The following is a 24,952-nucleotide window of genomic DNA, read 5'->3' as shown; positions in this document are numbered from 1 at the left end:
TCCGACAGAATTCCGGCTGGGTAGTCTGGGCCGTACTTGCGCTGCTGGTGCTCATCGCGCTGGCGGCTGCCTGGCTGTGGGCGATGACTTCGTGGAGCTATTCGTCGGGCGAGCGCGCGGGCTGGGTGCAGAAATTCTCGCGCAAGGGCTGGATTTGCAAGACCTGGGAGGGCGAACTCGCGCTGGTGACGATGCCGGGAACGGCGCAGGAGAAGTTCCTGTTCACGGTGTGGGACGAGGCCGTGGCGCAGAAGATCAACGCAGCGATGGGCAGGCGCGTCGCGCTGCACTACGACGAGAAGTTCGGCCTGCCGGGAAGCTGCTTCGGTGACACGCGTTACTGGGTGAGCGGGGTCAGCATCGTCGAGGAAATCCCGCTGGCGCCGGGCGTCGTCCTGCCGGCTCCCGCAGCGCCGGTACCGCCTGCCGAAAAATAGGACGCGTCAGTTTCGCTGGCTGGCCGGCGAAGCGCCCGTCATCAGCCCGCCGAGGCGGCGGACCGCATCCTCGATGTCCGGCGTGTGCGGATTGCCGCAGTTGATCCGCAGACAGTTGCGGTACATGCCGCTGGCGGAAAAGAGTTCCCCCGGCACGTAGGCGACGCCGGCCGCGATTGCGCGGTCGTAGAGCGCGCTGGTGTCGACGTCTTCGGGCAGTTCGACCCACAGCACGAAGCCGCCCTGTGGCTCGGTGATGCGGGTGGCGGCCGGGAAGTGTCTGGCCACCGCGGCACGCATGGCGTCGACCTGGCGCTCGTAGGTCCGTCGCAGTCCACGAACGTGGCGTTCGTAGGTTCCCGATTCGAGATACTCGGCGAGAACCTGTTGCGTGATCGGATTGGTGCCGCCGCTGGTGATCGTCTTCTGCAGGGCAAGTTGCGCCCGATAACGGCCAGCCGCGACGAAGCCGATACGCAGGGCGGGCGACAGGCACTTGGAAAACGACGAACAGAGCATGACGTTGCCGGCGCGGTCGAATGCCTTGATCGGCCACGGGCGTTCGCCAGCGAAGTGCAGGTCGCCGTAGATGTCGTCCTCGATCACCGCGACGCCGCGCTCGGCGGTCAGCCTGGCGAGCCGGCGCTTGTGCTCGTCGGGCATGATGCTGCCGAGCGGGTTGCTGGCGTTGGGCACCAGCAGGCAGGCGGCCACCCGGCTGTCGCGAGTGGCGAGGTCGAGCGCCTCGATCGACATTCCGCTGCGCGGGTCGGTCGGGATCTCCAGCGCCTTGAGCCCGAGGCACTCGAGCAACTGCAGCATCAGATAGTAGGCCGGCGATTCGACCGCCACCGTGTCCCCCGGCTGGGTGACGGCTCGCAGGCAGAGCGCCAGCGCCTCCGTGCAGGAATTGGTGATGACGAACTCGCTGGCTGCCAGAGGCCCGGCCCAGCCCAGCGAGCGCAACACCAGTTGGCGTACCAGCGCCGGTTCGTCCATGTGGATGTGACTCGCGGCCTCGAGCAGGCGGGGATGGCGCCGCAGGACGCCGCCGTAGAGTCGTTGCAGGGCCGCCCGCGGCAACAGGCCGGCGGCCGGCAGAGCGGCGGCGAGCGGTGCGACGCCGGGCTGCATGCTGCTCTGCAGCACGCGCATCAGGCGCTGGCTGACATCGACCGGTACCGGCGCTTCGGGCGTCGAGCGGGCACTGGGCGGGGCACGCCGTGCCGCCGCATGACGCACGAAGTAACCCGACTGCGGACGCGCTTCGACGAGACCCCGATCCTCCAGTTGATGCAGCGCCTGCAGCACGGTGGACACGGAGAGCCGCCGCTCGCGCGACAGGCGCCGTACCGACGGCAGGCGTTCGCCAGGCCGCAGATTGCCGGTGACGATGATTCCGGTCAGGTCCTCGGCCAGCGCCTCGTAGCGCAGGGGTTCGTCTTGCATCGTTCTCACCAGTACAGTTGTCGTGAAAGACAGCAAGCACAGTCTGTAAAATGAATCACTGTGCCGATTACAATTCCTCGATTTTGTAACTGTACCATGCTCCGGGCGCGGCGTACACTGCGCTTCGTCACTACAAGGAGAACCAGCCATGGACATCGATCTCAAGCAGAGCGAACTGTGCCTCGCGCACAACGTGCCGATCCGTCTGCCTGCCGCACGAGGCCTGCGCGTCACCTGCACTGCCGGTATCGTCTGGCTGACGGTCGCCGGCGAAGCTGGCGACATTCTGCTGCAGCCGGGAGACAGTCATCTGATCTGCGGTCGTGGGCTGGCCCTGCTGGAAGCGATCGGCAGCGGCCGCGTGCGTCTCGAAAAGGCTTGCCGGCCCGCGTCGGCGACCGTGCGCGCGCGCCTGCAGCGCATCTTCGTCAGACTCGCGGAGCTCGCGCGGCCGTATCGCTCGCTCCCCTGGCAGGCCTGCTCCGGCGAGGCCAGAGCCTAGCCGGGTGCGCGCTGGCGTCAGCCGGATGGCGTGACGTCCGCCACACCGAGCGACGGTGTGAAGGAGGGCAGGGCATTCTTGCGACAGGCGGGGCAAAGTGCGTATCATCGCGCACCGGCGCGCAAGCCCGGATTCGAGTCGGCCGCGATGGGCCGCGATCCCCAGTCCAGGTAGCAGAAGATGCCCGATTTTCCTTCCCTTCCGGTCGCCGGACTGGTCGTTGCCCTGATTTCCGCCGGCCTGCCTTCGGGGGGAACTGCCGCGGCGACTGCGCTTACCGTGACCATCGACCTCGGCGGCGGCCCGGTCAACGGCTTTACCCCGGAGACGGCGCTGGGCGCCGGCGTGGACGGACATGCGCGGGGCGACATCGCCGCCATCTACCGCCCGGCCACGCTGCGTGCGATGCGCTCGGTCGGCCTGCGCCCGCTCACCTATCGTCTGCGCACCGAGCTCGGGATCGAAGCCTGGCACTGGAACCCGAACGGCAGCTGGAGCGACGGCACCCAGGGCTACTGGACCTCGGATGACCGGCCCGCTGCGCCGATCCTGGAGTCTTACGGCTACCGCCTGCCGCGGCGGGGCAATACCATCGATCAGGCGAACGACGACGGCTACTCGCGACTGGCGGACGGCGATCTCGACACCTTCTGGAAGAGCAACCCGTATCTGGACAGCCGCTACACCGGCGAGGACAACCGCCTGCATCCGCAGTGGCTGATCGCCGATCTCGGGCAGCCGACGGCGGTCGATGCGATGCGCATCGTCTGGGGAATTCCCTTTGCCACGCGCTACCGGGTGCAGTATTGGCAGGGGGAGGAAGTCGCGCTGCCCGATGGCTATCCCGCCGGGCAATGGCAAACCTTCCCGGCAGGGGAGGTGACGCACGAGGAGGGTGGCGACCGTACGCTGCGGCTGGCCGGGCAGGCGGTTGTGGCGCGTTACCTGCGCGTACTGCTCGAAGAGTCGTCGAACACGGCGCCGGCCGGCGCGACCGATCCGCGCGACGCACTCGGCTACGCCGTGCGCGAAGTGTATGTCGGTACGCTCGAGGCGAGCGGAGAAGTGCACGATGCGCTCCGGCGTGCTGCCAGCCGCGACGGACAGAGCCACTTCTTCGTTTCTTCGACCGACCCCTGGCACCGTGCGATCGATCTCGACCCGGCGGTCGAGCAGGCCGGCATCGACCGCGTGTACGCCAGCGGGCTGACGCATGCCCTGCCGATGCTGGTTCCGGTCGGTGTCCTCTACGATACGCCGGAGAATGCTGCGGCGCTGCTGCGCTACCTGCGGCGCCGCGGCCATGCGGTGCGCGGCGTCGAGCTGGGCGAAGAGCCCGACGGGCAGTACGTCGCTCCCGAGGACTACGGCACCCTGTACCTGCAGACGGCCGACGCGCTGCGGGCGGTGGATCCCGAGGTTCCCCTCGGCGGACCGTCTTTCCAGTCGCTGTGGGAAGAGCCGATGATGGCCTGGGCCGGCACCGCGGTGGGGCCCGACCAACCCTGGCTGGCGCGCCTGCTGCACTATCTGCGGGAGCGTGGCCGGCTGTCCGATCTGGCCTTCCTGTCCTTCGAATGGTACCCGTTCGACGATGTCTGCGCGGCGCAGGCGACGCAACTGCAGCGGGCGCCGGGCCTGCTCACCGAATCGCTGGCGAACCTCCATCGGCAGGGCCTGCCGCGTTCGACGCCGCTGTTGATGAGCGAGTACGGCTACTCGGCGTTCGCCACGCCGGCGGAGGTCGACCTCGCCGGCGCGCTGTTCAATGCCGACGCTGTCGGCACTTTCCTGACCGAGGGCGGGAGCACCGCCTATCTGTACGGCTACGAACCGAGCCCGCTCGACCACGAACCGGAGCGCAAATGCGACACCTGGGGAAACAATGCGCTGTTCGTCTCCGACCACCGGCGAAGGATCCTGGCGCGCACGGCAAGCTACCACGGTGCGCGGCTGCTGGCACGCGAGTGGGCAGGACAGCCGAACGCCAGGCATCGCGTCTATCGCGCCCGTGTCGATGCGGATTTTGCCGACGAACAGGCAGGAGCTTCCGAAGCGTTGCCGCTGAGTGCTTACGCGCTGCTGCGGCCTGATGGTCGGTGGGCGGTGCTGCTGGTCAACAAGGATGAGCAGCGCGCGTGGAAGGTCAGCTTCCGCTTCGCGCGAGGCGAGCCGGATGCACCGGAAGGGCTGCATGGCCCGGCCGACGTGTACCAGTTTTCGGCCGCGCAGTACGTCTGGCGAGCGAACGGCGAGCACGGTCGGCCGCGACGCAGTCGCTCTCCCCGACACCTGGTGCTGGCCGAGCGGGTGCCGGTGAGCGTGCCGCCGTGGTCGCTGACCGTGGTGCGCAGCGCAGGCCCCGTCGCCGCGCTCGATGAGTCCGCTTCGTTGCAGCCGCAGTCGGAGAGTCGGGCACGATGAGTCGCGATTCGACCTTGCCGGACGGCGAGCAGGCGCCCGGGTCTCGGCCCTTGCCGGGCGGGCGTCCGCAGAATGCGGGCGGCGCAGCCGGCAAGCCGGTCTTTTTCGATCCCGACCACAAGCGCTGGCCGCGCCTGCGGCTCGGCATGACGGTCGTCGGCGTGACCCTGTCGCTGCTGCTCGGAGCACTGGTGCTCAGCATTCTTGCCAGCCCGGTACTGCCGGCGCTCAATCTGCCGGGAGTCAGCTTCCTGCCGCAGGGCGCGCACGCGCTGCCCGCCGTTCCGGCGCTTTCGGTCGAACGCCCGCTGACCCGCCGCGAGCGCCTGCTGCGCAGCGAGCAGCTCAAGCTGGCACGCGAGCGCGAGCGCAGCCTGCAGCAGCTGCTGATGCAGCCCCGCAAGTCGCGGCTGAAGCCGAGCCAGCAGCCGCTTGCCATCGCCTTCTTCGTCAACTGGGACGATGCCAGCATCAGTTCGCTCAAGGAGAACCTGGGTAGTCTCGACATGGTGATCGGCGAGTGGCTGCACCTGACGTCCGTGGATGGATCATTGCGCGAGGACGACCCGGCGCGCACGGCACAGGTGGTCGAATACATCCGCGCACGGCGTCCGGAAGTATCGCTGGTGGCGCTGGTCAACAACTGGAGTGGCCGCGAATGGGAAGGCGCCAAGCTGTCGCGGATGCTGGCCAGGCCGGCGGCACGGGCACGCACCATCGAACAGCTCGTGCGTTTTGTCGAAAGCCACCGCTTTGCCGGCGTGAGCATCGACTTCGAGAGCATCGCGCCGACTGCGCAGGCGGATTTTCAGCGCTTCATGGCCGAACTGTACGCCGCCATGCACCCGAAAAACCTGCTGGTGTCGGTCAACGTGCCGGCCAGCGACGCGGCTTTCGATTACCGCCGGCTGGTGCCTAACGCCGATTATCTGATCCTGATGGCCTACGATGAACACTGGTCGACGAGTCCGCCCGGGCCAATCGCCAGCATGGCATGGTTCGCGTCGGTTCTGCGCCAGCGTCAGCGCGACATTCCGGCCGAGAAGACGATCGTCGCCATCGGCAACTACGCGTACGACTGGCAGAAGGGCGGCCCGACCGAAGAGCGGACTTTCGAGGAGGCGGTGCTGACCGCCAAGGAATCGGAAAGCCGGATACACCTCGACCCCGTGTCCTTGAACCCGACCTTCGCCTACGCCGACGACCAGGACCACGTCCATCACGTGTGGATGCTGGACGCGGTGACTGCGTTCAATCAGTTGCAGGCGATCCGCTCGGTGCAGCCACGCGGCGTTGCCCTGTGGCGACTGGGGAGCGAGGATCCCGCGTTGTGGAAGATCTTCGGCAAGGAAGGTCCGCTCGACGCGGCGCGCGCCGAACAACTCGGCAATATCCGCTTTGCCTACGGCGTGGACTATGAAGGCAAGGGCGAGGTGCTCGAAATCACCGCCCAGCCGCAGGTCGGGAGCCGAATCATCGATTTCGACGCGAAACGCGGGCTGATCACCGGCGAACGCTTCACGGCATTTCCCTCTCCCTACGTGATCACCCGTCACGGCGGCGCCAACCGCAAGGTCGCGCTGACCTTCGATGATGGTCCGGATCTGAAATACACGCCGCAGGTCCTCGACGCCCTGCGCGCGGCCGGAGTGCCCGCGGCATTCTTCATCATGGGCCTCAACGGGCAGATGTATCCGGATCTGTTGCGACGCGAAATCAGCGAAGGCCACGAGATCGGCAATCACACCTTCACCCATCCCAACATCGCGGCCATCTCGCCGACCCAGTTTCAACTCGAACTTTCGGCGACGCAGCATCTGCTGGCCAGCGTCGTCGGCCGCCATTCGATGCTCTTCCGGCCGCCCTACGCCGTCGATGCCGAACCCGAGACGATCGATCAGGTGCGACCGATCGAACTGGCGGCCGAACAGGGTTATCTGGTGGTCGGCATGCAGATCGACCCGGATGACTGGAAGCGTCCGGGGGTTGACGAGATCGTGCGGCGTACGGTCGAGCAGGCCGAGCGCGGTGACGGCAACATCATCCTGCTGCACGACTCGGGCGGAGATCGCACGCAGACGATCCAGGCGATCCCGAGGATCGTCCAGGAACTGCGTCAGCGTGGCTTCGAGTTCGTCAGCGTGGGCGAACTGCTCGGACGCAGTCGCGACGCGGTGATGCCCTTGGTACCGCCCGACAGCCAGTGGCGGACGTGGCTCGACGGCGCCGCATTCGGCTTCTTGAGCTGGTCGGCGGCGACGATCCACTGGCTGTTCCTGTTGGGCATCGTGCTCGGTATCGCGCGCCTGTCGCTGGTGGGCGCGCTGGCGCTCTACCAGCGCTGGCAGCAGCGGCGCGCGGTTTTCGATCCAGCCTATTCGCCGACGGTGGCGGTGGTGATTCCGGCGTACAACGAGGAAAAGGTGATCGTGCAGACGATCGCCTCGCTGCTCGCTTGCGAACATCCCCGGCAGTTCGAGATCATCGTCGTCGATGATGGTTCCAGCGACGCCACCTACCGCGTGGCGAGCGAAACCTTTGCCAACGATCCACGCGTGCGCGTGCTGACCAAGAGCAACGGCGGCAAGCCGGCTGCGCTGACCCTGGGGATGGCGCAAACGCAGGCAGAGATCGTCGTGGCGCTGGATGCCGACACCGTGTTTACCCGCGAGACGATCTGCAAACTGGTGCGGCATTTCGCCGATCCGCGGGTCGGCGCCGTCGCCGGCAACGCCAAGGTCGGCAACCGGATCAATCTGTTGACCCGCTGGCAGGCGCTTGAGTACATCACCAGCCAGAATCTCGACCGGCGCGCCTTCGGCGTGCTCAACTGCATCACCGTGGTACCCGGTGCGGTGGGGGCGTGGCGGCGCGAACTGATCGAACAGGTGGGCGGCTTCACCGACCGGACCCTGGCGGAAGACGCCGACCTCACCCTGGCCATCCGCCGACTCGGCTACGCGATCGTCTACGAGGACGAGGCGGTCGCGCTCACGGAAGCGCCGGACACGGTGCGCGGCTTCATTCGTCAGCGCTACCGCTGGATGTATGGAACCATGCAGGCCGCCTGGAAACACCGCGAGGTGTTGTTCCGTCGCCAATATGGCGCCCTGGGCTTTGTCGCCCTGCCGAACGTGATCGTCTTTCAGGTGCTGTTTCCACTGATCTCGCCGATCATGGATCTGCAGTTGATCGGTTCGCTCGGTGTGGCCGCATTCAATCACTGGCAACATCCCGACGACTACTCGCCGGATGCCTTGTGGCGGGTGCTCTTCTACTACGCACTGTTCGTCACGGTCGACTACCTGGCAGCGATCCTTGCTTTCGCGATGGAGCGCAAGGAGAGCTGGTGGCTGCTGATCTGGCTGTTCTGGCAGCGCTTCTTCTACCGGCAATTGATGTACTACGTGGCGATCAAGAGCACCGTGACCTCCCTGCAGGGAGCGTTGGTCGGCTGGGGCAAGCTCGACCGCAAGGCGACCGTGTCGACGGTCCAGTGAGCGCTGCGCTGCCGGGCGACGCGGCACCGACTGCCTGCACATATCGGCGAGAACGCGTCGAGATCTTGAACCACCGGCAAAGCACGTCCATAATCGCGCGTTGTTTACCGCAAGCGAGCAGGCAATTCGCCAATGTCCGAATGAGTGTGCAGGATCAAACGACGGTTCTCGACCTCGCCGTGCGGGCCTTGCGTGGGCACGGTCTGGTGGTCAGCGCGGAGCCGGCCGCAGCCGGCGGCCGGGGGCGCTGGACTGCCGCCAGTTGCCTGCACGTCAGCCGCGACGCGTGCCGCATCGATTTCGCCGCGGAAGTCACGCGCCGCGTGACGCCCAGTTCGCTCGCCGCGCTGATCGCGCAGTTGCGGCATCCTGCCGACGCCGGCGAACCGCGTTCGCTGCTGATCACCGAATATGTGAGTTCGCCGCTGGCCAGCCAACTGCGCGCGCAGGCGCAGCCGTTTGCCGATACGGCCGGCAACGCCTATCTCGAAGGGGGCGGCCTCTTCCTTTATGTGAGCGGGCGCAAGCTCGACCATAAGCAGATGGCGCTGCGTGCGAGCAAGGGCTTTCCGGCGACCCGCCTGAAAGTCCTGTTTGCCCTGATCTGCGAGCCCGAACTGGCGGCCGCACCGTATCGCACGATCGCCGCAGCGGCCGATATCGCGCTGGGTTCGATGCCGGCGGTGCTCGCCGATCTGCAGCAGGACGCTGCGCTGATCGTCCGCGACAAGCGGCGCTGCCTGAACGCGAGCAAACGCCTGCTCGACGGCTGGGCACACGCCTATGCTCTCGGCCTGCGTGGCAAGACGCTCGTCGATCGCTACCGTGCCGAGAATTTTGCCGGCTGGCGCGACTGGCGACTGAATCCTGCGCACGCCCGCTGGGGTGGCGAGCCCGCCGCGCACCTGCTCGGTTGCGAGCTGCAACCGGGCGTGCTGACGATCTACGGCGAGAAGCTGCCGGCGCGCCTGCTCGCCGAACAGAAACTGGCACCGGCGACTCCGGCGGTGTACGAGCAGTTGCTCGAGCTGCGCAAACCGTTCTGGGGCGAGTCGCTGGCGGGTGACGGATCGTCCGCTACGGTGCCGCCGGCGCTGGTCTACGCGGACCTGCTGGCGACCGGCAATGCGCAGTGCATCGAAGCCGCCGAGAACCTCTACGAGACACGCCTGGCCGGCCATTTCCCGGTCGATTGAGCAGCTATCAGTCACCCGGCAGCGAACCGCTTGCGATCCCTTTTGCCCCGCTCGGCGCGGGTTTGGCCGGTGCGCCGGGCGAGAAGTGGGTCGCCGCCAGTCCGGACAGGACGATCAGTCCAATCGCCAGCCAGGTCGAACGATCGTGCGCCTCGTTCCACAGCAGTACGCCGAACAGGCTGGCGAAGACGACCGTGCTGTACGCCAGCGCGGCGGTCACCAGCGCCTTCGCGCCGGCGTAGGCGTGGGTCATCGCCAGTTGCGCGGCGGTGGCGAAGACCGCGACGCCGAGCAGCAGGGATCCGCTGCGCAGGTCGAGCGGATGAATTTCCGCCAGCAGCAGCCAGCAGCAACCACACAGGGTCGACACCAGGGCAAAGTAGAAAACCGTGCGCGTTTCCGGTTCGCCGCGCGCGCCGAGTTCGCGAACGCTGAAGTAGGCCATGCCCGCGAGTGCACCGGAACCGAGGCCGATCAGCCCGGCGAGCAACTGATCGGCGTGCAGGGTCGGTTTGAGGAGCAGGGCGACGCCGCCCAGGCCGAGCGCCAGCGCTCCGACGATGCCGGCAGTCAGACGGTGGCCGGCGAGCGCCAGATAGATGGCGAGGAAAATCGCCGAAGTGTAGTTGAGCGTGACCGCAGTCGCCAGGGGCAGCAGGGTGATTGCCCAGAAGTAGGCGAACAGCGCCGAGAAACCGACCAGTCCCCGGCTGACCTGCCAGCGCCAGTGCGGCGTCGCCAGCGCAACTCCGCGCAGGCGGACGACGCCAAGCATCAGGAGCAGGGAAAGGAAGCTGCGGTAGAAGACGATTTCGCCCGCCGAGTGGGTTGCTGCCGCCAGCTTGACGCATACCCCCATGCAGGCGAACAGGAGGCTGGCGAGGACCATCCACAGCGATTGCATACCATCTCCCCGCCGGGCAGGATCGGAAGCGCCGGATTCTACCGCCAAGCCGCGTTGCCGGGGCGGTTTCCGGTGGCGGATCGCGAACTCGCACGAAGTGGCCGCAGCGGCCGCGCAATCGCGTTAGACTTCGCGCCTGGCAAACTCTGGCCGGCCGTTGCCGGGCGATGCGAAACGCATGCGGATTCCGCTTCAACCTGGCCGCCGGCCGCACCGGCAATTCTTTGTGAGTCGCGCGCGCAGCGATGCGAGGCAGCCGGCGCTTCGCGGTGGACAGGTTTTTCGCGGGCCGCAAAGGCTGCGGGCGAGAGCATGATTCCCTTGACTCTTGCCGACCTCCGGCAGGCGCAGGCGCGTATCGCCGGCGCAGTGCTGGCGACGCCGTTATGGTGCAGTGAGGCGTTGTCACGCGACTTCGGTCTGCCAATCCACTGCAAACTCGAAAACCTGCAGCCGACCGGATCGTTCAAGCTGCGGGGCGCCAGCCACAAGATCGGCTGCCTGCTCGCCGCCGGTCGCGCGGCGCGCGGCGTGATCGCCGCTTCGGCCGGCAACCATGCGCAGGGCGTGGCGCAGGCGGCGCTGGTCAACGGTCTGCCGGCGACCGTGGTGATGCCGGTCGGAGCCTCGCTGACCAAGATCGCGGCGTGCCGCGATCTCCACGCCGAAGTGATTCTCGCTGGCGGCAATCTCGAAGAGGCGAAACAGCTTGCCGAGCGCCTGGCCGGCGAACGCGATCTCGAATTTCTTCACCCCTACGACGACTGGGACGTCATTGCCGGGCAGGCGAGCTGCGGACTCGAGATCCTCGCGGAATTGCCGAGCACCAGTCTGGTCGTCGTCCCGCTTGGCGGTGGCGGTTTGATCGCGGGCGTCGCGCTGGCGATCAAGCTGCAGCGACCGGACGTGCGCATCGTCGGCGTGCAGACCGAAGCGGTCGCGCCATTCCGCCGCTTTCTCGTCGATGGCAGTCTGGAAACAGTCGCCGCGGCAGCGCACACGATCGCCGATGGCATCCAGGTCAAGGCGCCGGGCGTCTTGACGAGACAGGTGATTGCCCGCTACGTCGACGCCATCGTTACCGTGGACGACAACGCCATTGCCGAGGCGATGGTCTGCCTGCTCGAACGGACGCGGACCATCGGCGAGGGCGCCGGCGTCGTCAGCCTGGCGGCGCTGCTCAAGGGCAAGGTGGTGCCGCGTCCGGAAGATTGCGTCGTCGTCCTGATCAGCGGCGGCAACGCCGACATGACGCTGGTCGGCCGCTCGATCGATTACGGTCTGGCGTCGAGCGGCCGGCTGATGATCGTCGCCGTGACGATTGCGGATTCGCCGGGGCGTCTGGCGGGCCTGCTCGGCGTCGTCGCCGAACACGGAATCAACGTTCGTCACGTCGAACACCGGCGGGGCGAACTGCACGTGCCGGTGGGCATGACCGAGGTGATCCTGCAGATCGAGACGCGCGACTTTGCCCATCAACGCGAACTGCTCGACCATTTCGCCAGGCAGGGACTCGACGCACGCAATCTGCTGGCAGGCAGAGGATAGCGGGCAGGCGGAACTGCGCCGGCCTCGGCGGAGTGATGCTGGTCTCCCGCATTGCCGGCGTCGTCGCCTTCGCTGCTCGAGCGGGAACTGGCAATGCTGGTTTGTCGGTTCGCCCGCGTCGCATGCTGCAGCGGCCGGTTTTCTTGGATCTTCCTTCCTGCCGGTGCTACTCTGCAAACCAAACGGGAGGGTGCGTTTCGCCAAACAGTCATGGGCGTTCGTCGATATAGCCGCCGGCTTCTCCGCATCGCGGGTTCTTCGCAGGATGGATCGCTGCTTCGCCGGTTCTGCGTCGCTCTGTCGCTGCTTGCCGGGGTCTGCCTGCTGCTACCGGGGTGTACCCCACGTGAACCGATCACCATCGGCTTCATTGGCGGAACGTCGGGGAGGGTGGCCGATCTCGGCATTGCCGGTCGCGACGCCACGCAGCTGGCCGTGGAGCAGCGCAACCAGGCCGGGGGAATCGCCGGGCGCGCGGTAAAGCTGCTGATCCGGGACGATGAGCAGAACCCCGTAGTGGCCGAGCGCGCCTTGCGCGAGCTGATCGATCAGGGCGTCGTCGCCGTCGTCGGGCCGATGACGAGCGCCATGGCCATGACCATGGTGCCGATCGCCAATCAGGCCCGGGTTCTGCTGATCAGCCCGACGGTTTCGACCGAAGCGCTCACCGGCAAGGACGACTACTTCTTTCGCGTGGGTTCGTCGAACCTCGCGAACGCGACGCAAGTGGCGCAGTATCACCTCCGCCAGGCAGCCGGCCGGCAGACTCCGCGACGTCTGGTGGCGGTCTACGACCTCAACAACCGGCCCTATGCCGAGACGTGGCTGGACGGCTTTCGCGCCACCTACGTCCGCGGTGGCGGCGAGATCGTCAAGTCGATCGGTTTCGAGTCGGGGAGTACGACCTCGTTCCGGCAACTCGCGCAAGCGCTGCTGGCGACGGCGGCGGATGGCGTGCTGATCGTCGCCAACTCGGTGGATACGGCGCTGCTGTGCCAGCAGATCCGCAAGTCCGATCGGGATATACCGATCATCGCCGCCGAGTGGGCGGCCAGCGAGCGCCTGCTCGAACTGGGCGGCAAGGCGGTGGACGGCGTCGTCGTCGGACAGAATTTCGATCGCGGCAGCACGGCACCCCGTTATCAGGCCTTCCGCCTGGCCTACCTCGCCCGCTTCCAGCGAGAACCCGGTTTCGGCGGCGTCCTCGCTTATGACGCCACCAATGTGCTGCTTGATGCGCTTGCCGGGCAGCAGCGCGGGCAGAGCGTCAAGGAGGCAGTGCTCGCCATCGGGACCTTCGCCGGAACGCAGGCGCCGATCGTTTTTGACGCCTACGGCGATGTCCAGCGCAATGTGTTCATCACGGTCGTCCGCGACGGCCGGCTGCTGGTCGTCGAATAGACCGATGCCCTCGGCTCGACCGCTGCGCCTGTGGCTGGCCTGGCGCTTCGCACTGGCGGGAATCCTGCCGCTGCTGCTGGTCGCCGCCTTGCTCCTGTGGGTGCTTCTGCCACAAATTCTTCGCGACATCGAATCCCGCCATGAGGTTCTGGCTCGCGTCATTTCGAGCCAGGTCGAGTTGTACCTGCAGAGTGCCGGGCGCGAACTGTCAGCTCTCGCCAAGCTTCTCCGGCAGGGGAGCGATCGTTCCTCGGCGCACTGGTTCGAGCCGGTGCTCGACGCGCATGCCGGCAACGGGGAAGTATTTGCGGCGATCTACGTGACTGCCGCCGATGACTCGGTGTCGGCTGTCGGCCTGCCGCAGGGCCGACGCAGCCAGCGCGATGATCTGCTCGAACTCGATCTCTCGCGCTGGGCAGTCCTGCGCGAGGCGCGCGAGCGGCGGGCGCCGGTATGGTCCGAAGTTTTCCTTTCGCCGGTCACCGCACGGCTGGCAGTGAGCCTGGCGATTCCGGTCGGCGAGCAGATCCTGATCGCCGAGGTTGCCATCGACCGGCTTGCCGAGTTTCTCGCCGGTCTGCCGACCGACGCCGGAATGCTGACGATGATCCTCGACCGTCGGGGCCAGATCATTGCCCATTCACAGGGCCGCCTCGGCGGGCAGCAACTGAACCTCAGTCATCTGCCGATCGTCAGCGATGGCCTGCAGGGGCGTTTCGGGCGCCACGCGCTCGACCAGGACGGCGAGCAGTTCCTCGCCGACCTGGTGAGCGTGCCGCAACTGGGCTGGATGGTGCTGGTTGCACAGCCGCGTGGCGATGCCCTGCGCTCGTTTCTGTCGATCTTGTGGGCGCTCGCGGCGGGGGCGCTGGTGGCGCTGCTGCTGGCGATCGCGGCGACGCTGGTGCTGGCGCGCGGCTTCGTCCGCCGCCTTGGTCGCTACACGGCGCAGGCGCACGCGATCGCGGAGGGCGACTACGAGCAACACTGGCCGGTTTCGCGGATCAGGGAATTCGATAATCTGGCCGGCGACCTGGATCGCATGTCGTTGGCCATCCGCCAGCGCGAGCGCGAACTGGCGACCAGCGAAGCCCGCTTGCGGTCAGTGATCCGCAATGCCCCGGTGGTGATCGTCCAGTTCGACGAGCACGGGGTGTTCCAGCTCGGCGAAGGCAAGGATCTGACGAGTGCCGGCCTGTTGCCCGGCGAGGTGGTCGGCCATTCGCTATTTGCGATCTATCGCAATCACCCCGAGATCTGCGCGCAGGCTCGGCGCGCCATCGGTGGCGAGGCCCTGCAGTTCGTCGTGCGCATCGGTGACTTCGTTCTCGACACTTCCTTCAGTCCGGTACACGAGAGCAACGGGACGATCCAGGTAATTGGCGTGGCGGTAGACGTTACCGAACGCATGCGCGCCGAGGAGAACCTGCGACAGGCCAATCTGGTCGTCGAAAACAGTCCGGCGATCCTTTTTCGCTGGCGCGCCGAGGAGGGTTGGCCGACCGTCTTCGTTTCGCACAACGTGAAGCAGCTCGGCTATTCGCCGGCGGAACTGATTTCCGGGTCGACGCGCTTCGATTCGCTGATTCACCCGGCAGATCGGCCAAGGGTTGCCGAAGAGGTGCGGGTCCGTCTGCAATCCGCTTCGGAACACTTCGAGCAGGAGTACCGATTGCTGACCCGCGACGGGGCGACACGCTGGGTGGATGATCGTACCGCGGTCGAGCGGAATTCCGAAGGTGAAATCACGCATTATCAGGCGATCCTGATCGACATCAGCGAACGCAAGCGCGCCGAGCAGGCGCTCAGTCGTGCAAACCGGCAACTGCGCATGATCAGCGACTGCGGGCAGGCATTGATCCGCGCCGAGGTGGAGAGCGAGTTGCTGAGCACGGTCTGCGGGCTCGTCGTCGAAGTGGGCGGCTACCGGATGGCCTGGGTTGCCTGCGCCGATCCGGATGCCCCGCGAATGCTTCGTCCGCTGGCCCACGCCGGCCATGAAGCAGGCTATCTTGATACACTGCGGCGCAATTCGGTGGATGGCGCACCCGAGCAGGAGGGCATCGGCCTGCACGGCGACGATCCCTGCGTCGTGCAGAACATTGCCGACGACCCGCGCTGCGCGCCATGGCGGGAGGCGGCGACGGCGCGTGGCTACGCCGCCCTCTGCGCGCTGCCGCTGCTCGACGGGCAGCAGGACTTCGGGGTCCTGTATATCTATTCCTCTTCCGCCGACGCTTTCGATGCCGACGAAGTGCTGCTGCTCCGCGAACTGGCCGGCGACCTGGCTTTCGGCATCACCATCCTGCGCACTCGGATCGATCGCGACCGGGCGAACGCGGCACTGCACGAAAGTGAGGCGCGCTACCGCTTGCTGTTCGACCGCAATCCGCATCCGATGTGGGTTTGCGATGGCGAGACGCGGCGCTTTCTGACCGTCAATGACGCCGCCGTCGCCAGTTATGGCTATTCCCGCGAAGAGTTCGGGAAGATGACGCTGATGGACCTGATTGCCGGCGAGGAAACACCGCTGCTCAGCGAGGACGTCGTCGCGGTCGAGGAACGAGCCGAGTACGCCGGTTTCTGGCGTCACCGCAAGAAGGACGGGACGATCATCGACGTCGAACTGATGGCGCATCCCCTGTCGTTTCGGGGCGTTGCAGCGGAACTGCTGCTGGCCGACGACATCACCGAGCGCAAGCGTTCCGAACAGGCCCTGCTGGCGAGCGAAATGAAATATCGGGAGCTCGTCGAGAACGCCAACAGCATCATCCTTCGTCTGACGCCGGAAGGCGCCATCACCTTCATCAACGAATTCGGGCTGAAGTTCTTCGGCTATACGGAAGAGGAATTGCTCGGTCGGCACGCGGTAGGAAGCATCGTGCCGCCCGATGCCAGCGACGGCAGCGACCTGCGGCCGATGATCGAACAACTGTGTCGCAATCCGGAGCTCTTCGAGCACAATACCAACGAGAACATGCGCCGCGATGGCGAGCGGGTGTGGGTCGCCTGGAACAACCGGGCAATCCTCGACGATCGGGGTCACGTCGTGGAGATCTTCAGCGTCGGCTCGGACATCACCGAGCGCCGGCGCGCGGCGATCGCCGTCCGCGAAAGCGAGGAACGCTTCGCCAAGGCCTTTCACGCGAGCCCGGCAGCGATCTGCATCACCGCCATCGACAGCGGCGTGTTCCTCGACGTCAACGCGCAGTTGCAAGGCATGCTCTGCTACGAGCGGGAGCAGATGATCGGACACAGCGACATCGAGCTCGGTGTCTGGGCGGATGCCGGAACGCGCGAAAGACTGACCGGCCAGGTTCGGGCGCAGGGCTTGTGCCGCGAGGCTCCGGCGCGCTTTCGCACGAGGACGGGCGATATCCGCGAGGCGCTCTGGTCGGGGGAAACCATCCGGCTGGGCGAACAGGAGGTATTGCTCTCGCTGATCTTCGACATCACCGAGCGCAAGCGGGCGGAAGAGGAGTTGCAGCGCTACCGCGAACGTCTCGAGGAACTGGTCAGCGAGCGTACCGCCGAGTTGCGGCAGGCAATCGCGCAACTGGTGCAGTCGGAAAAGCTCGCCGCGCTGGGCAACCTCGTGGCCGGTGTCGCGCACGAGCTGAACACGCCTCTGGGCAACACGCGCGTACTCGCGAGTCTGCTCGCCGAGCAGTTGCGCGAATTCGCCGTGGGCGTCGCAGCGGGTACTCTTCGCCGTTCGCAGGTCGACGGATTCCTGCAGCGGGGTCGCGAAGCGGTCGAGCTGCTGGAGCGCAACACCGCCCGTGCTGCCGACCTGATCGGCCATTTCAAGCAGGTGGCGGTGGACCAGAGCAGCGCTCGTCGTCGCTCCTTCGACCTGCGCCAGACGGTCGACGAGATGCTGGTCACCCTGGTGTTGACCTTCAAGCACACGCGACATCGGATCGAGGTGGACATCCCGACCGATCTGCAGATGGACAGTTATCCAGGGCCCCTCGAACAGGTCATCGCCAACCTGGTCGCCAACTCGCTGGCGCACGGTTTCGTTGGCATGGACGAGGGGCGGGTCGAGCTGTACGCGCGTCCCCTTGCCGATACGCATCTCGAACTGCGCTACACGGACAACGGTGTGGGAATCGCCAGCGAGACGCTGCACCGGATATTCGAACCGTTTTTCACCACGCACCTGGGGCAGGGCGGCAGCGGCCTCGGCCTGTACATCGTCTACAATCTGGTCACCGGCGTTCTCGGCGGGACGATCGAGGTGGCCAGTTCACCCGGTGGCGGGACCGTCTTTACGCTGCTACTGCCACGCACGGCCCCGGAACGCGGCGCTGCGGCGTAAGCGAGCTTGTCGCCGCGCTCGGGCGATCACCGCGGACGAAGGAAACCGGATGGACGACTCGGCCAGCACCCGTGATCGTGCGCCGGGTATTGCTGAGACACGACCAGGAACGGACTTTCCGCATGCAGACAAGCGAGCAAGCGGTTCTCAGGGACATCGTGCTGATCGGCGGCGGCCACAGCCATGTCGGGGTGCTCCGGAGTTTCGGCATGCAACCGCTGCCCGGCGTACGCCTGACGGTGATCTGTACCGACACGCACACTCCGTACTCCGGCATGCTGCCAGGCTACATCGCCGGGCATTATCGCTACGATGAAGTGCACATCGATCTCTGGCGCTTGGCCGCATTCGCCGGCGCCCGTTACTACCGCGACGAGGTTGTCGGTATCGACCGCGCAGGCCGGCGGGTGATCTGTCGCAATCGTCCGCCGGTTTGCTACGATCGTCTGTCGATCAACATTGGCTCGTCGCCGGCGCTCGACGGGGTCGAAGGTGGCGAACGCTACGCCCTTCCGGTCAAGCCGATCCGCCACTTCAACGAGCGCTGGCTGGCCCTGCTCGAACGGGTGCGGCACGAGCGCCGGTCGTGGACCGTCGCGGTAGTCGGGGCCGGCGCGGGCGGCGTCGAGCTGACACTAGCGATGCAGTATCGTTTGCGGCGGGAGCTGGCTGCCAGCGGCGGCGATCCCCGGCAGGTCCACGTTCATCTCTTTTCCGCCGACGGCGGCATCCTGCGTACCCACAATGCGCTGGTGCGGCGTTTCTTCGGCCGCGTGCTGGCAGAGAGAGGCGTTGTCGTGCATTGCGCGGCCCCGGTCACTTCGCTGTCGCAAGGGCGCTTGCGCACCGCCGGTGGCGAGACGCTGATCGCCGACGAGATCGTCTGGGCGACCCATGCCGGCGCAGCGACCTGGCTGCGTGACACCGGCCTGGCGCTCGACGCCGCCGGCTTCGTTCTCGTCCGGGATACCTTGCAGACGGTCGACGACCCACTGGTCTTTGCCGCCGGCGATTGCGCGGCGATGGTCGATCACCGGCTGGAAAAGGCCGGGGTTTTCGCCGTTCGCCAAGGCAGACCACTCGCCGACAACCTGCGTCGGTCGCTGCTGCAACGTCCCTTGCGGAGCTACCGCCCGCAACGTCGTTGGCTGGCGCTGATCAGCACCGGCGACCGCCATGCCGTTGCCTCGCGCGGCATGATGTTCGCCCGCGGCGCCTGGGTATGGTCGTGGAAGGACTGGATCGACCGTCGCTTCATGACCCGCTTCGGCGAGTTGCCGGAAATGCCGCCACCGGCTGGCGGCCAGGCGACGACGCTCGATCTCGACGAGAGCGAGGCCGGGCAGGCGATTTCTGCAGCAGGCACGCGTTGCGGTGGTTGTGGCGCAAAGGTGGGAGCGACGGTGCTCGCGCAGGCACTGGCAGCGCTGCATCCGCTGGCGCACAACGACGTGCTTGTCGGCCTCGACGCGCCGGACGACGCTGCCATCGTGCGCGTTCCGCCGGGCAAGGCGGCCGTGCATACGGTCGACTTCTTTCGTTCCTTCGTCGACGATCCCTGGCTGTTCGGCAGGATTGCCGCCAACCATGCGCTCGGCGACATATTCGCCATGGGTGCCGTGGCGCAATCGGCGACGGCGATCGCGGTTCTGCCGCCGGGCCTGGAGCGCAAGGTCGAGGATACGCTCTTCCAGATGCTGGCCGGCGCCGTCGAAGTACTCGATGCCGCCGGCTGCGCGCTGGTCGGAGGGCATTCCGCCGAGGGTGGCGAACTGGCACTGGGTTTCGCGATCAACGGCCTGATCGATGTCGATCTCGGCGGCATCCTGCGCAAGCGGGGAATGCGCGCCGGCGACCACCTGCTGCTGAGCAAGCCGCTTGGCACGGGTACACTGTTCGCCGCGCACGCGCGTCAGCGGGCCAGCGGTCGCTGGATCGATGCGGCGCTGCTCGCGATGCAGCAGTCGAACCAGAGCAGTGGCAGCTGCCTGCGGCGGCATGGCGCCAGCGCCTGCAGCGATGTCACCGGCTTCGGCCTGCTCGGTCACCTGCTGGAGATGACGCGCGCCTCGGGCGTCGTCGTCGAGCTGGACCTCGATGCCCTGCCGGCTCTCGACGGCGCCGTCGAGACGCTGGCGCGGGGCTTCCTCAGCTCGCTGCACGCGGCGAATCTGCGTCTGTGCAGCGTCCTCCGCAACCCGGAGGAGGGCGCCGGTCATCCCCACTATCCCCTGCTGTTCGATCCGCAGACTGCCGGCGGCCTGTTGGCCAGCGTGCCGGCAGCGAACGCGGCCGCCTGCCTGCGGGCGCTGCATTCGCTGGGCTACGGCCAGGCGGCGTGCATTGGGCGGGCGCTCGCCGGCGACGGGTATCCGCAGCCGATCGGACTCAAGGCGGGAGGGCCTGGCGGACGCGACCGTTTCGCGGCGACGGGTGCTGCCGGCTGACTCCTCCTGCTGCGGCCCGCATACTGCTGGGCGGCGAAAGATTCTGCTAAGCTTCCCGGTTCGAGGCGATCCGGGAAGTTGCTCCCGCGCAGCCCGCTACCGCAACTTCCTGATCGCTGCCGATGTTCGACAACTTGCGAAAGTATGCTGCCGCCTACGCCGTGGCCTTCGGCGGGGTCCTCCTGACCTGCCTGTCGTCGTGGAATGTTCGGCAGGAGTTGCAGACCAGCCACCTCAAGGAATTCCAGTGGGCGGCCGGCGACCGTATCCAGGCGTTGCGGGCGGTGGTTGACCAGGGGCTCGATGCGCTGCTGGAAATTCGCGGGCTCTTCTATGCCGCACAGGACGTCGACGAGAGGGAGTTCCTGGTGTTCACTGGCTCGATTCTCGAACGCCACCCGTACATCCACAGCCTGCTATGGGCGCCACTGCCGCGTCCTGGGTCAGGCAAAGGCGCGGCGCCGGGCGACGAAGCAGTCGCGGAGAAGCCGCGACGCGTCCCGGTACTGTTTGCCACGGCGCGCGCCGGACCTGCGGTCGAGCCAGGTGTCGACCTGAACCTGGTGCCGGAACTTGCCGCCCTGCTGCAACGCGCGCAGGCAAGTGGCTCGATCGCGGTCAGCGGTCGCATCAGGCTCTTGCGACCGGACGGAGCGGTCGCGCACGTGATCTATGCCGCGCTGCCGGTCTATCCACCCGATCGGTTGCGCGGCGGCGCCACGTCGGCAGGGCAGGAGTCCGATCCCCTCGGCTTCGTGCTCGGCGTCTATGACATCGAGCAACTCGTGCACGTCGCCATCAGTCTGCTTGAGCCACGCGGCGTCGAGGTGCTGGTGCGCGACGACTCGGCCGGCAATGGTGGGCAGTTCCTGCATTACTACGCCAGCCGGCTGGACCCCCGTGCGGCCTCGGCGGTCGACAGGCAGTTGCCCACCGATGAGGCGGAGCAACCCCGCGTCGTGGTCAGAATCCCGGTCGGCGACCGGACCTGGTCGATCACCTGCGTGGCGACACAGACCTTTCGCAGTGCGGAGGCGTTCACCGAGGCGCACTGGTCGGTTCTCGTCGGCGGCATCCTGTTCACTGCGCTGCTCAGCTTTTATCTGGTGCGCAGTCGGCGCGAGCTGGAAAACCGGATTACCCTGACGCAGACGATCTACGAGCGCGAAGAACTGTTTCGTCAGCTGGCGGAAACCGTCGATGTCGTCTTTTGGGCTCTCAACGCCGATGCGCCGCGACTGGAGTACATTGGTCCAGCCTTCGCACAGCTCGCCGGGCGTGCAGCGAAGCTCGACAGCCTGGACGGAGCGGCGCCGTCGCTGCTGTTCGACGTCTTCACGGCCGACGACCGCTCCCGGCTGGTCGAGGCGATCGCGCAACTGCAGGCCGATGGCGGGCGCTTTACCGTCGTCCTGCCGGTGTCGAACGGCGAGCGGGGGCTGCGCTGGCTGCGCGTCTGCGGCTTCCCGGTGCGCTCCCCGGGCAGCGAGCTGAGCCGGATCGTCGGTTTTCTCGAGGATATCACCGAGCACAAGCTCGCCGAAGACGCGCTGCGCGAATCGGAAGCAAAGCTGCGTACGCTGTTCAACCATTCGCCCGACCTGATCTTCACCGTCGATGGCGAGGCGAACATCCTGCTCACCAACCGGCCGCTGCCGTATCCGGTCGGCGGCGCCGGCGAGAAACGCTCCGACCGGATTCTTCCGCCTGACGTCCGCGGTGCTTACCTGCAAAAGTTGCGGCAGGTGTTCGCCAGCGGGCGAATCGAACATTTCCAGTACAAGTCGAGTGACGCGACCTGGTGGGAAATCCGCATGGTCCCGATCAGTTCGGCGACGGCGGTGATGGCGGCAATGGTCGTGATCACCGACATCACCGAGAACCGCAAGCTGCAGTGGCAGGCGATCCGCAGTGCCCGACTGGCTTCGCTCGGCGTGCTCTCGGCCGGTATCGCGCACGAAATCAACAACCCCAATCACGCCATTCTGGCGAACGCGCCGCTGCTCGCGCGCATCTGGCAGGACGCCCTGCCGATCCTCGACGAATACGAACACGAGCAGGGTCGCTTCCTGCTCGCCGGGCTGACCTTCGAGCGGGCGCGTCAGGCCATCTCGCGCGGGATGAGCGACATTGCCGAGAACGCCAAGCGGATCCAGAAGATCATCGACAACCTGAAGCACCTGGGCAAACAGGATCGCGGGCAGATGGATGAACTCGCCGACATCGACAAGATCCTGCACGCCGTGGTGACCCTGCTCGATAGCCGCATCCGCAAACATACCGATGCCTTTGCCCTGGACTTGCCGGAATCTCTGCCGCGAGTCAGGGGCAACGTGCAGCAGCTCGAGCAGGTGTTCATCAACGTCATCGTCAACGCGCTCGAGTCGCTGCCCGATCGCCGTCGCTCGGTGACCGTCTCGGCGAGGTCCGACGCCAGGGGAGAACGGGTGATCGTGCAGGTCGCGGACCAGGGAAAGGGAATTGCCGACGAAGTCATGGCGCAGATCGGCGAGCCATTTTTCACCACCAAGGCGGAAAGCGGCGGGACCGGTCTCGGACTGTCGATCTCGTCGTCGATCGTGGAAAAGCATGGCGGCGTGTTGAGATTCGAGGCCAATGAATCTTCCGGCACGACGGTGAGCATCGACCTGCCCGTTACTACGGAGGATTGAATGAAGGAAAAGTCGTTTGCCAGTCTGCCGGTCGTCCTCGTGGACGACGAGGAGTCGGTTCTGCACGCAACCGCCGCAGTGCTGCACAGCGCCGGCGTGGCCAACATCGAGATGGTCCAGGATGGCCGCCGGCTGCTTCCGTCGCTCGAACGACAGCCGGCGAGTGCGGTGCTTCTCGATCTGTTCATGCCGCACATCATGGGCACCAAGCTCTTGCCGGACATCGTCCATCTCTACCCCGAGGTACCGGTGATCGTCATGACCGCCGCCCAGGACGTCGAAACCGCCGTGCGCAGCATGAAGGAGGGGGCTTTCGACTATCTCGTCAAGCCGGTCGAGGAGAGCCGTCTGGTGGCGAGCGTCCGGCACGCGCTCGAAGTGCACTCGCTGCGGCGGCAGATGGGTGTGCTCAAGCGCTATCTCCTTTCGGATTGCCTGCAGGACAACGAGGCCTTCGCCGGCATCGTCACCAACAGTCGCAAGATGAGGGCGCTCTTCCAGTATCTCGAAGCGGTCGCCGTCTCCGCCGAGCCGGTGTTGATTTCGGGTGAGACGGGTGCCGGCAAGGAAATGTTTGCGCACGCCCTGCACAAACTCAGCGGCTTGAGCGGACAGTTCGTCCAGGTCAACGTCGCCGGACTCGACGACACGCTGTTTTCGGATACCCTGTTCGGTCACAAGAAGGGCGCATTTACCGGTGCCGACCAGTCACGGGCCGGACTGATCGCGCAGGCCGCGGGTGGAACACTGTTCCTCGACGAGATCGGCGACCTCTCGATGGCGTCGCAGGTCAAGCTGTTGCGCCTGTTGCAGGAGCATATGTACTTCCCGCTGGGTTCCGACGTCGCCCGTCCCAGCGACGCGCGCGTGGTCTGCGCGACCAATCGCCAGTTGGCACAGATGATGCGTCAGAACCATTTTCGCTCGGATCTGTTCTTTCGCCTTTCGGTGCACCAGATCGAGGTGCCACCGCTGCGCCAACGCAAGGAGGACATCCCCTTGCTGCTCCAGCACTTTCTCGACCAGTCGGCGGCGGCAATCCACAAGCCGGCGCCGGAGCCGTCGAACGAGCTGCTCACGTTGCTCGCCAACTATCACTTTCCGGGCAACGTGCGCGAACTGCGGGCGATGGTTTTCAACGCCATGGCCTTGCATCGAGGAGGTCCGGTGCTGGCCATGGACAGTTTTCGCCAGGCCATCCAGAAGCAGCAGAAAACCGGCGTTGAGGAAGTGGCCGGAGAACCGCCTGACGGTTTGCCAATTCTCATCCCGGGGCGCTTTCCGACGCTCGAAGAAGTCGAGGAAGCGATGATCAGGGAAGCGCTCAAACGGGCCAAGGGCAATCAGGGAGTGGCCGCGACGCTGCTCGGACTGTCTCGCCCGGCGCTCAATCGCCGCCTGGCGCGGCGTGCCACCCAGGGGCAGGCCGAGTCCTGACGCAGGCGGGGCGCCATCGGTGCTGCGCACACCGGATGGCGCCGGGAAGCCTCTGTCCCTGATCGTACTCCCCGCTGCCTTCCTTGCCAGCCTCGCTCGGCGGCGCCGTCGGCGTCGGCGAGCGCGTACTTTCGTGACCACTTCCCGGCAGCCGCCAGATCCACCAGGGTGTTACATTTGATCGCTTTGTAACAACCCCTGTAACGATCTGTAATAGATTGTTACACATATACTTTTTGTGCAATTTCGGGACTCGTGCGGTGCTCAGCGGTGCATTTTGTTACACCCCTGCGGTGCCTCTTCGAGAATCCGCAATTCGTAGGCAAGTTGCTGTTTATTCTGGATTGAAGCGAAAGCGCCCCATTTTGGCACAAATAATGCTTTGTGCAACCAGATGGACGTCTTGGGACGTCGCTGCGTGCAGCGCTCGCAATGCGGCGGAGGGGTCCCGGGCGGAGAAGAATAATTTGCATATCGGGGGAATGGTGTGCTTGGCACGTGTAGTGTTTCCTTGTCGTCACGAGCAGGGCAGCCGCGCGGCTCGTTCGCTTCGTGCTCCCGGCGAGCGGGAACAATCCGGGCACGCTGCCAGATATCCACACATTTTCGCTGACCGCGTTTCCACTTACGACAACCACCACAGGGCCGCTTCATGAGCACATTACTGATATTGACGATCCTGACGGTCGTCATCGTCCTTTTCTTCGACTA

Annotated in this window: 13 protein-coding genes; 11 read left to right on the top strand and 2 right to left on the bottom strand. The window is 66.1% G+C overall.

Going from position 1 to position 24,952, the window contains the following annotated elements:
* The first annotated feature begins 83 nt into the window (after positions 1 to 83).
* Positions 84 to 437, top strand: a complete 354-nt coding sequence (locus NFV80_RS10820; protein ID WP_295328305.1) for a hypothetical protein — start codon at positions 84 to 86, stop codon at positions 435 to 437.
* Positions 438 to 443: 6 nt separating this feature from the next.
* Here NFV80_RS10820 and NFV80_RS10815 read toward each other — a convergent pair whose 3' ends face one another.
* Positions 444 to 1,886, bottom strand: coding sequence for a PLP-dependent aminotransferase family protein (locus NFV80_RS10815; RefSeq protein WP_295328282.1), 1,443 nt, complete (start codon positions 1,884 to 1,886; stop codon positions 444 to 446).
* 148 nt (positions 1,887 to 2,034) lie between these two features.
* Between NFV80_RS10815 and NFV80_RS10810 the strand changes: the two genes are divergently transcribed.
* The 4 genes from NFV80_RS10810 to NFV80_RS10795 all read left to right on the top strand — a co-directional run bounded on the left by NFV80_RS10810 (position 2,035) and on the right by NFV80_RS10795 (position 9,508).
* A complete protein-coding gene (locus NFV80_RS10810; RefSeq protein ID WP_295328283.1) occupies positions 2,035 to 2,388 on the top strand; it encodes a DUF2917 domain-containing protein in 354 nt (117 codons plus the stop codon).
* A 180-nt stretch (positions 2,389 to 2,568) separates the two neighbouring features.
* Positions 2,569 to 4,812, top strand: a complete 2,244-nt coding sequence (locus NFV80_RS10805) for a discoidin domain-containing protein (protein ID WP_295328285.1) — start codon at positions 2,569 to 2,571, stop codon at positions 4,810 to 4,812.
* Positions 4,809 to 8,312: a glycosyltransferase gene (locus tag NFV80_RS10800; protein WP_295328287.1), complete on the top strand. Its 3,504-nt coding sequence runs from the start codon at positions 4,809 to 4,811 to the stop codon at positions 8,310 to 8,312. Before NFV80_RS10805 ends, NFV80_RS10800 begins: the two co-directional genes overlap by 4 nt.
* Positions 8,313 to 8,452: 140 nt before the next feature.
* Positions 8,453 to 9,508, top strand: coding sequence for a type IV toxin-antitoxin system AbiEi family antitoxin (locus NFV80_RS10795; RefSeq protein WP_295328289.1), 1,056 nt, complete (start codon positions 8,453 to 8,455; stop codon positions 9,506 to 9,508).
* 7 nt (positions 9,509 to 9,515) lie between these two features.
* On the opposite strand, the gene NFV80_RS10790 is transcribed toward NFV80_RS10795, so the two are convergent.
* Entirely contained in the window at positions 9,516 to 10,412 is an 897-nt protein-coding gene (locus NFV80_RS10790) for a DMT family transporter (RefSeq protein WP_295328291.1), read from the bottom strand.
* A 312-nt stretch (positions 10,413 to 10,724) separates the two neighbouring features.
* Between NFV80_RS10790 and ilvA the strand changes: the two genes are divergently transcribed.
* The 6 genes from ilvA to NFV80_RS10760 all read left to right on the top strand — a co-directional run bounded on the left by ilvA (position 10,725) and on the right by NFV80_RS10760 (position 24,241).
* Positions 10,725 to 11,960: a threonine ammonia-lyase gene (gene ilvA / locus NFV80_RS10785; RefSeq protein ID WP_295328293.1), complete on the top strand. Its 1,236-nt coding sequence runs from the start codon at positions 10,725 to 10,727 to the stop codon at positions 11,958 to 11,960.
* 210 nt (positions 11,961 to 12,170) lie between these two features.
* Entirely contained in the window at positions 12,171 to 13,361 is a 1,191-nt protein-coding gene (locus NFV80_RS10780; protein WP_296758649.1) for an ABC transporter substrate-binding protein, read from the top strand.
* 4 nt (positions 13,362 to 13,365) lie between these two features.
* Positions 13,366 to 17,685 (top strand): PAS domain S-box protein, encoded by a 4,320-nt coding sequence (locus NFV80_RS10775; RefSeq protein WP_296758646.1) that lies wholly within the window; start codon positions 13,366 to 13,368, stop codon positions 17,683 to 17,685.
* 122 nt (positions 17,686 to 17,807) lie between these two features.
* A complete protein-coding gene (gene selD, locus NFV80_RS10770; RefSeq protein WP_295328299.1) occupies positions 17,808 to 20,132 on the top strand; it encodes a selenide, water dikinase SelD in 2,325 nt (774 codons plus the stop codon).
* Between the two features lie 122 nt (positions 20,133 to 20,254).
* Positions 20,255 to 22,804 carry an ATP-binding protein gene (locus NFV80_RS10765; protein WP_295328301.1) on the top strand — a complete coding sequence of 850 codons (2,550 nt, stop codon included), beginning with the start codon at positions 20,255 to 20,257 and terminating at the stop codon, positions 22,802 to 22,804.
* A complete protein-coding gene (locus NFV80_RS10760) occupies positions 22,805 to 24,241 on the top strand; it encodes a sigma-54 dependent transcriptional regulator (RefSeq protein ID WP_296758644.1) in 1,437 nt (478 codons plus the stop codon). It begins immediately after the preceding gene.
* Positions 24,242 to 24,952 lie beyond the last annotated feature (711 nt).

The sequence above is a fragment of the Accumulibacter sp. genome, from assembly GCF_023806565.1.
Taxonomy (GTDB): Bacteria; Pseudomonadota; Gammaproteobacteria; order Burkholderiales; family Rhodocyclaceae; genus Accumulibacter.
The sequence above is the reverse complement of the archived record's forward strand: the minus strand, read 5'-3'. Positions and strand labels throughout refer to the sequence as shown.